The 5,631-nt window shown below is 67.6% G+C and carries 6 protein-coding genes; 1 reads left to right on the top strand and 5 read right to left on the bottom strand.

Annotated elements, in window-relative coordinates:
• From H2040_RS14210 to cysG, 3 genes are all read right to left on the bottom strand, one after another.
• A partial coding sequence (locus tag H2040_RS14210; protein WP_287158251.1) for a nitrite/sulfite reductase occupies window positions 1–582 on the bottom strand: 582 nt, incomplete at its 3' end.
• Complete coding sequence (locus H2040_RS14205; protein ID WP_287158250.1) at window positions 569–865, bottom strand: DUF2849 domain-containing protein; 297 nt, start codon at window positions 863–865, stop codon at window positions 569–571. The genes H2040_RS14210 and H2040_RS14205, both read right to left, overlap by 14 nt.
• Window positions 862–2,283, bottom strand: coding sequence for a siroheme synthase CysG (gene cysG, locus H2040_RS14200; protein ID WP_287158249.1), 1,422 nt, complete (start codon window positions 2,281–2,283; stop codon window positions 862–864). The genes H2040_RS14205 and cysG overlap by 4 nt, the downstream gene beginning before the upstream one ends.
• Before the next feature lie 100 nt (window positions 2,284–2,383).
• Here cysG and H2040_RS14195 point away from each other — a divergent pair, with 100 nt between their 5' ends.
• Window positions 2,384–3,298 (top strand): LysR substrate-binding domain-containing protein, encoded by a 915-nt coding sequence (locus H2040_RS14195; RefSeq protein WP_287158248.1) that lies wholly within the window; start codon window positions 2,384–2,386, stop codon window positions 3,296–3,298.
• Here the strand turns inward: H2040_RS14195 and metB are convergent.
• Window positions 3,295–4,461 carry a cystathionine gamma-synthase gene (gene metB / locus H2040_RS14190; protein ID WP_287158247.1) on the bottom strand — a complete coding sequence of 389 codons (1,167 nt, stop codon included), beginning with the start codon at window positions 4,459–4,461 and terminating at the stop codon, window positions 3,295–3,297. The genes H2040_RS14195 and metB overlap by 4 nt on opposite strands.
• Window positions 4,462–5,421 (bottom strand): homoserine O-succinyltransferase MetX, encoded by a 960-nt coding sequence (gene metX / locus H2040_RS14185; protein WP_287158246.1) that lies wholly within the window; start codon window positions 5,419–5,421, stop codon window positions 4,462–4,464.
• Window positions 5,422–5,631: the final 210 nt, after the last annotated feature.

Here is a 5,631-nt window from a genome sequence, read left to right as displayed (position 1 = left end):
GTTATCGCCCGCGACCAGACGCAGACCGATATCGTGAACGCCAATGGCGGCGCGGTCAGCCTCCGCGCCGGTCACCGCGATCTTGAATTTGCGCGGCAGGTAAGTGAATTCCGGGTGCAGCGTCGACCATTGCCGGATCAGCTCGCACCACGGGCGCGGGTCTGAAACCTCGTCAGCGGCCGCCCCGGCGAACGGGTCCGTCGTGGTGTTGCGGATGCAGTTTCCGGATGTCTGGATGGCGTGCATTTCCACGCTCGCCAACTGATCCAGAATTTCCGGAATATCGACCAGGCGCGGCCAGTTATACTGGATGTTCTGGCGCGTCGTGAAATGGCCGTAGCCCCGGTCATAGGTGCGCGCGACATGCGCCAGCATCCGCAACTGGTCCGAGCTCAGGACCCCATAGGGGACCGCCACGCGCAGCATATAGGCGTGCAGTTGCAGATAGACCCCGTTCATCAGGCGCAGCGGCTTGAACTGGTCTTCGGTCAGATCGCCCTTGATGCGCGCCGCCACCTGACCGCGAAACTCCTCCACCCGCTCGCGCACCAGCGTGTCGTCGATCTCGTCATATCTGTACATGATCGGCTCCCTGTTTCGCCGCCTCGCGCGTGGATCCCGCCGTCGGCCCGAACAGGCGGATGGATTCCCGCCGCAGCTTCGCGCCGCTCAGCGCCGCGCCTTCGACATCGATGGCGTAAGGGCCAACGACCGCGCCTTCTTCCGCCAGCGCGGCTTCGAGCGCGTTTTCCAGAGCGTCGTCGCTATAGCGCGCGGCGTCCTCGAAATGCTGCGTCCAGCCGCCTTTAGCGTCCCGATAGACGACGCGGCCATCCTCCAGACGGTTTGCCGTGATGGCCTTCATGCCGCGCTCCGCTCAGCTTGCGCGGCCAGCGCCCGAAGCTCGCCGGAAGACGTGCGGGCATGGCGCGCAACCTCGCCGACAATGATGACAGCCGGACCTTTCACGGCCTCCCGCGTCACCAGCTCGCCCAGCCCGGACAGCGTTCCGGTCAGGATGCGCTCATCGGCGCGCGTTCCATTCTCGATCAGGGCGACCGGGGTCGCCGGATCGCGGCCCGCCTCGATCATCGCCGCCGCGGTCTCCGCCGCCGTGCCGACGCCCATATAGACGACCACCGTATGATTGGCGGCGCTCAGCGCCGTGTAATCCACGGCCTGCCCGCCCTTCTTCGGCTGACCGGTGACGAAGCTCACCGCCTGCGCCGAGTCCCGGTGCGTCAGCGGCGTCTGCGCCGAAGCGGCGCAGGCCAAAGCGGCGGAAATTCCGGGCGTCACATGCGCCTCGATACCCGCCTCGCGAAGAGCTTCCAGCTCCTCGCCGCCGCGCCCGAAAATGAAGGCGTCGCCACCCTTCAGCCGGACCACATTGCGCCCCTGCCGGGCCTGTTCGATCAGAATTTCGTTGATCCGCTCCTGCGGCACGGGGTGGGTTCCCCGTGACTTGCCGACATCGATGCGATGCGCATCGCGCCGCGCCCGGTCGATGACCTCCGGGCTGACCAGCCGGTCATGGACAATCACGTCCGCGTCGCGGATCAGCCGCGCGGCCTTGACCGTCAGAAGCTCCGGATCGCCCGGCCCGGCGCCGACCAGATGCACCACGCCGGTTTTCTCCGGCGCGGCGCCCCGGAACGTATCCAGGCTCTGCAAAAGCGCCCGGCGCGTTCCCGGCGCGTCGCCCTTGTCCGCGGCGATGGCGGCGGGACCGCGCAGGGCGCTGACCCAGAATTCACGCCGCTTCTCGAAATCATCGATCACCTTCTTCACGGAATCGCGCAGATCATTCGCCGCTTCCGCGAGAATGCCCGCCCCCGGCGGCACCACGCCCTCGACGGCGGAGCGCAGGTCGCGCGCCAGGACCGGCGCGGCGCCGCCAGTGGAAAACGCCACCGTCACCGCGCCCCGGTCGATCACCGCAGGCGTGTAGAAATCGCAGAGATCGGTGCGGTCGACGACATTGACCAGCGCCCCCGCCCGCTTGGCGCGCCGCGCCAGCCGGGCGGCGAGACGGGTTTCCTCCACCGCAATGAAGACCAGCGCCGCGCCATCGAATGCCGCGGGCGGCACGCGCGGGCTGGCGTTCAGCGTCACGTCGGACTGCATCCCGGCCGGCAAACGACCCTCGCCGCCCAGCGTATGCCAGACCACGGCGCAGGGCGCGGCGCGGAACAGGCGCAGCTTGTTCTCCGCAGCCTCGCCGCCGCCGACGATCACGATTTTGGCCCCCTTCAGGGGCAGGGCGGGCATGAACTGATCCATGACGGACCTCCTCAATTAGCCGCGCCATGTGGCAGGAAATTATTGCTTTCCTCAAACTATGTTTTCTTGTGTTTCATAATAGATTTTCTATTATATTGAAATGAGCGCCCTTCCCCCGCTGAACGCCTTGCGCGCCTTCGAAGCCGCCGCCCGCTGCGGCGGCTTTTCGGCGGCCGCCGAGGAGCTGAGCGTCACCCCCGCCGCTGTCGGTCAGCAGGTGCGTCATCTCGAGGAGATTCTTGGCGTCACATTGTTCGAGCGGGAGGGTCGGTCCCTGCGCCTGACCGATACCGGTGCGGCGGGTCTGGAGCGCTTGAGCCGGGCGATGGAGCTGATGGGAGAGGCCAGCACAGCCATGCGCTCCCCGCCTTCCGGCGCCGCGCTCAATCTCGCCGCCCCGGCCGATTTCAGCGAACGCTGGCTGGCCCCGCGCTTGCCCCGGTTCCGCGGCCGGCACGGCCCGCTGACCCTCACCCTGACCACGGACAACCCGGCGCAGGCGCTGGAGGACGGCGCCGCCGACATCGCCATTCTCTATGCCGCCGAACCGCCGCCCGGATTCCGCGCACAGCGCCTCATGGGCGAGACGCTGACCCCGCTCGCCAACAGCGCGGCGGCCGCGGACATCCTGGACGCGGCGGGCCTCGACCGGGCCATCCTGATCCACGACGTTTCCCCGGAGGGCGAGCGCGGCCCCGGCTGGCGCGCATGGCTGGCCTCGCGCGGCGCCTATGCCGTGGATTCACAGAGCGGCGACCGCGTTACGGGCGCGGGCCCGGCGCTTGCGCTGGCCGCCGCAAGCGGCGGCGTGGCGCTGGCCCGCCGCACGCTGGCCGAGGCCGAGATGCGCTCCGGCGCGCTGACGCCGCTCTTCCCGGATGGCGACATGGCCGCGCCCACGGCCTATTTCCTCGTCTCCCGCGCCACGGACCGTCTTTCGGAAACCGCGCGCCGCTTTGCAGACTGGCTGCAGGAGGAAGCGGCGCGCTTTTCCGATCTCCAGGACGAACTCTAGGCCGCCTTGCGCTCCACCTGCGCCAGCGCCGCGTGAAGATCGTTCAACAGGTCTTCCGGATGCTCCAGCCCGACCGAAACCCGGACCAGCGTGTCGCCGAGACCGGCCGTCGCGCGCGCTTCGGCGGACATGCCGCCATGCACCATCGCGGCGGGCAGGCAGATGAGGCTCTCGAACCCGCCCAGCGACGGCGCCAGCGTGAACAGTTCCAGCGCCTGAATGAACGCGCCGACATCCAGATCCGGCGACAGCTCGAAACTCATCAGCGAGCCCGGCCCGCTCTGTTGACGTTGCGCGATCTCGTAACCGGGATGGGTTTCCAGACCCGGATAATGGATGCGTGAAATCCGCGGATCGTCGGACAGCGTGTGGGCGATGGTCTGGGCCGTGGCTTCCTGCCGGTCGATGCGGGCGAACAGCGTGCGCAGGCCGCGCAATGTCAGGAAGCTGTCAAACGGCGCGCCCGTCGCGCCGATATTATTGGCCCACCAGGCCAGGCTCTCGCCCAGCGCCTCATCGGCGGTCAGCACCGCCCCGCCGACCACGTCGCTGTGGCCGTTTATGAATTTGGTCGTGGAGTGAAACACCACGTCGCATCCAAGGCTCAGGGGCTGCTGACGCGCTGGCGACAAGAAGGTGTTGTCGGCAGCGACAATCGCGCCCGCCGCTTTCGCTTCCGCGGCGGCCTTCCGGACATCCACCAGCCGCAGCAGCGGATTGCTGGGCGTTTCGATGAAAACGATTTTCGGCTTGCGGGCCAGCGCGGCCTGATATGCCTGCTCGTCATTCTGGTCGACGAAGTCGACTTCGAACCAGCCCTGCTCCACCCGCGAGTTCAGCAGGCGGTACGTGCCGCCATAGCAGTCATGCGGGGCCAGCACCCGGTCCCCCGGCTCCAGCAGGCAGAGCAGCAGATTGACCGCGGACATGCCCGAAGACGTCACGATACATCGCGCCGCGCCTTCCAGTTCGCACAGCGCCGCCTCCAGATTGTTGCGGCTGGGATTGTTTGTCCGGCTGTAATCCAGCGCCGGTTTCTCATGCGCCGAGGGCCAGGCGTAATTAGCCGACAGGTAGAGCGGCGGCGAGACGGACCGGAATGTGGGGTCCTTGCCGATGCCATGCGCGGCGGCGTGCGTGTCGGGTTTCCATTGCGTCGTCATCTAGGCTGTCTCCGTGGTCAGGAAGGTTTCGATACAGAAAGAGATGGCCGCCGCTTCCTTCAGGAAGGCGTCATGGCCGTAGAGCGAACTGAATTCGTGATAGGCCCCGCGCGGCGTGGCGCGCGCGGCGGCGCGGATCTGTTCCGGGGGCGCCAGCCGGTCCTCGCGCACCGCCACATAGGTGACGGGGCAGACCAGCCCGCAAACCTCCACCCGGTGGGCGTCCAGCGATTGCGACAGGGCCAGAAAGCGTTCCGGCGACACGGTGTCCGCATAGGCCGACCCGCGTGCGGCCAGATACGACTCCACGCACTCCGCGCCCTCCCGCCCAAAGCGGGATTCGAACTCGTCCGGCGTGCGGTAGGTCGTCATGGCCAGGCGCCGGGCCAGATCCAGCCCCGCCGCGCCATCGCCCAGCCTCAGTCCCAGCGCCACCGTCTCCCGCTGGATGGAGCGCCAGGCCTTGGCCATGGCCGGCGACCGGTCCGCCGCGCTGATAACCAGCGCGGATTCGATCCGCGCCGGGGCCAGCCCGGCCAGCGCCAGCGCGACCATGCCGCCATAGGATGCGCCGATTACCCGCGCATGGTTCGCCCCCAGCTCATCCAGCAGCGCCAGCACGGCGCGCGCCTGATCATGTGTTGAAGGAAAGGGCGAAACCGCCTCGCCCGGATAATCGAAAGTCAGCAGGCGGACGCGATCCGTATCGATCGCCCGCCCCGGCCCGGCCTGATCCCGCCACCAGCCTTTCGCGCCGTCATGGTCCGCGGCGAAGCGATGGGCTGAAATGCCGCCCATCGCGACCACCACGGGCGCCCCGGCGGGACCGCAAACATGACCGGAGATTTCCACCATGCGGCCGCCGAGACGCACGCTGGCGTTCAGGTCGCGCGCCTCAAACGCCGGCTCCCAGACGGGATCGTCCGGAGTCTCGGCTAAACAGTTTTCCTGGAAGGCCATCGGCTTCGCTCTCTAACGCTTCTCGCGGAAGGAGCGCGGACGCCGATGAGCGAAAAATCGGGAAACTTGCAGACGCAGATACGCAAACGGTCTTGTTACCCGTCTCGCTTTAGCCGCACTTATTCCGCGCCCGGTTGAAAGAGCGTCTGGCCGTGATGCTTCAGGCCTGCGTCTGAGCCGGGGTCCGAAACCCGGTTTACATAATATAAC

This window comes from Euryhalocaulis sp. (assembly GCF_013911995.1).
Lineage (GTDB): Bacteria > Pseudomonadota > Alphaproteobacteria > Caulobacterales > Maricaulaceae > Euryhalocaulis > Euryhalocaulis caribicus.
The sequence above is the reverse complement of the archived record's forward strand: the minus strand, read 5'-3'. Positions and strand labels throughout refer to the sequence as shown.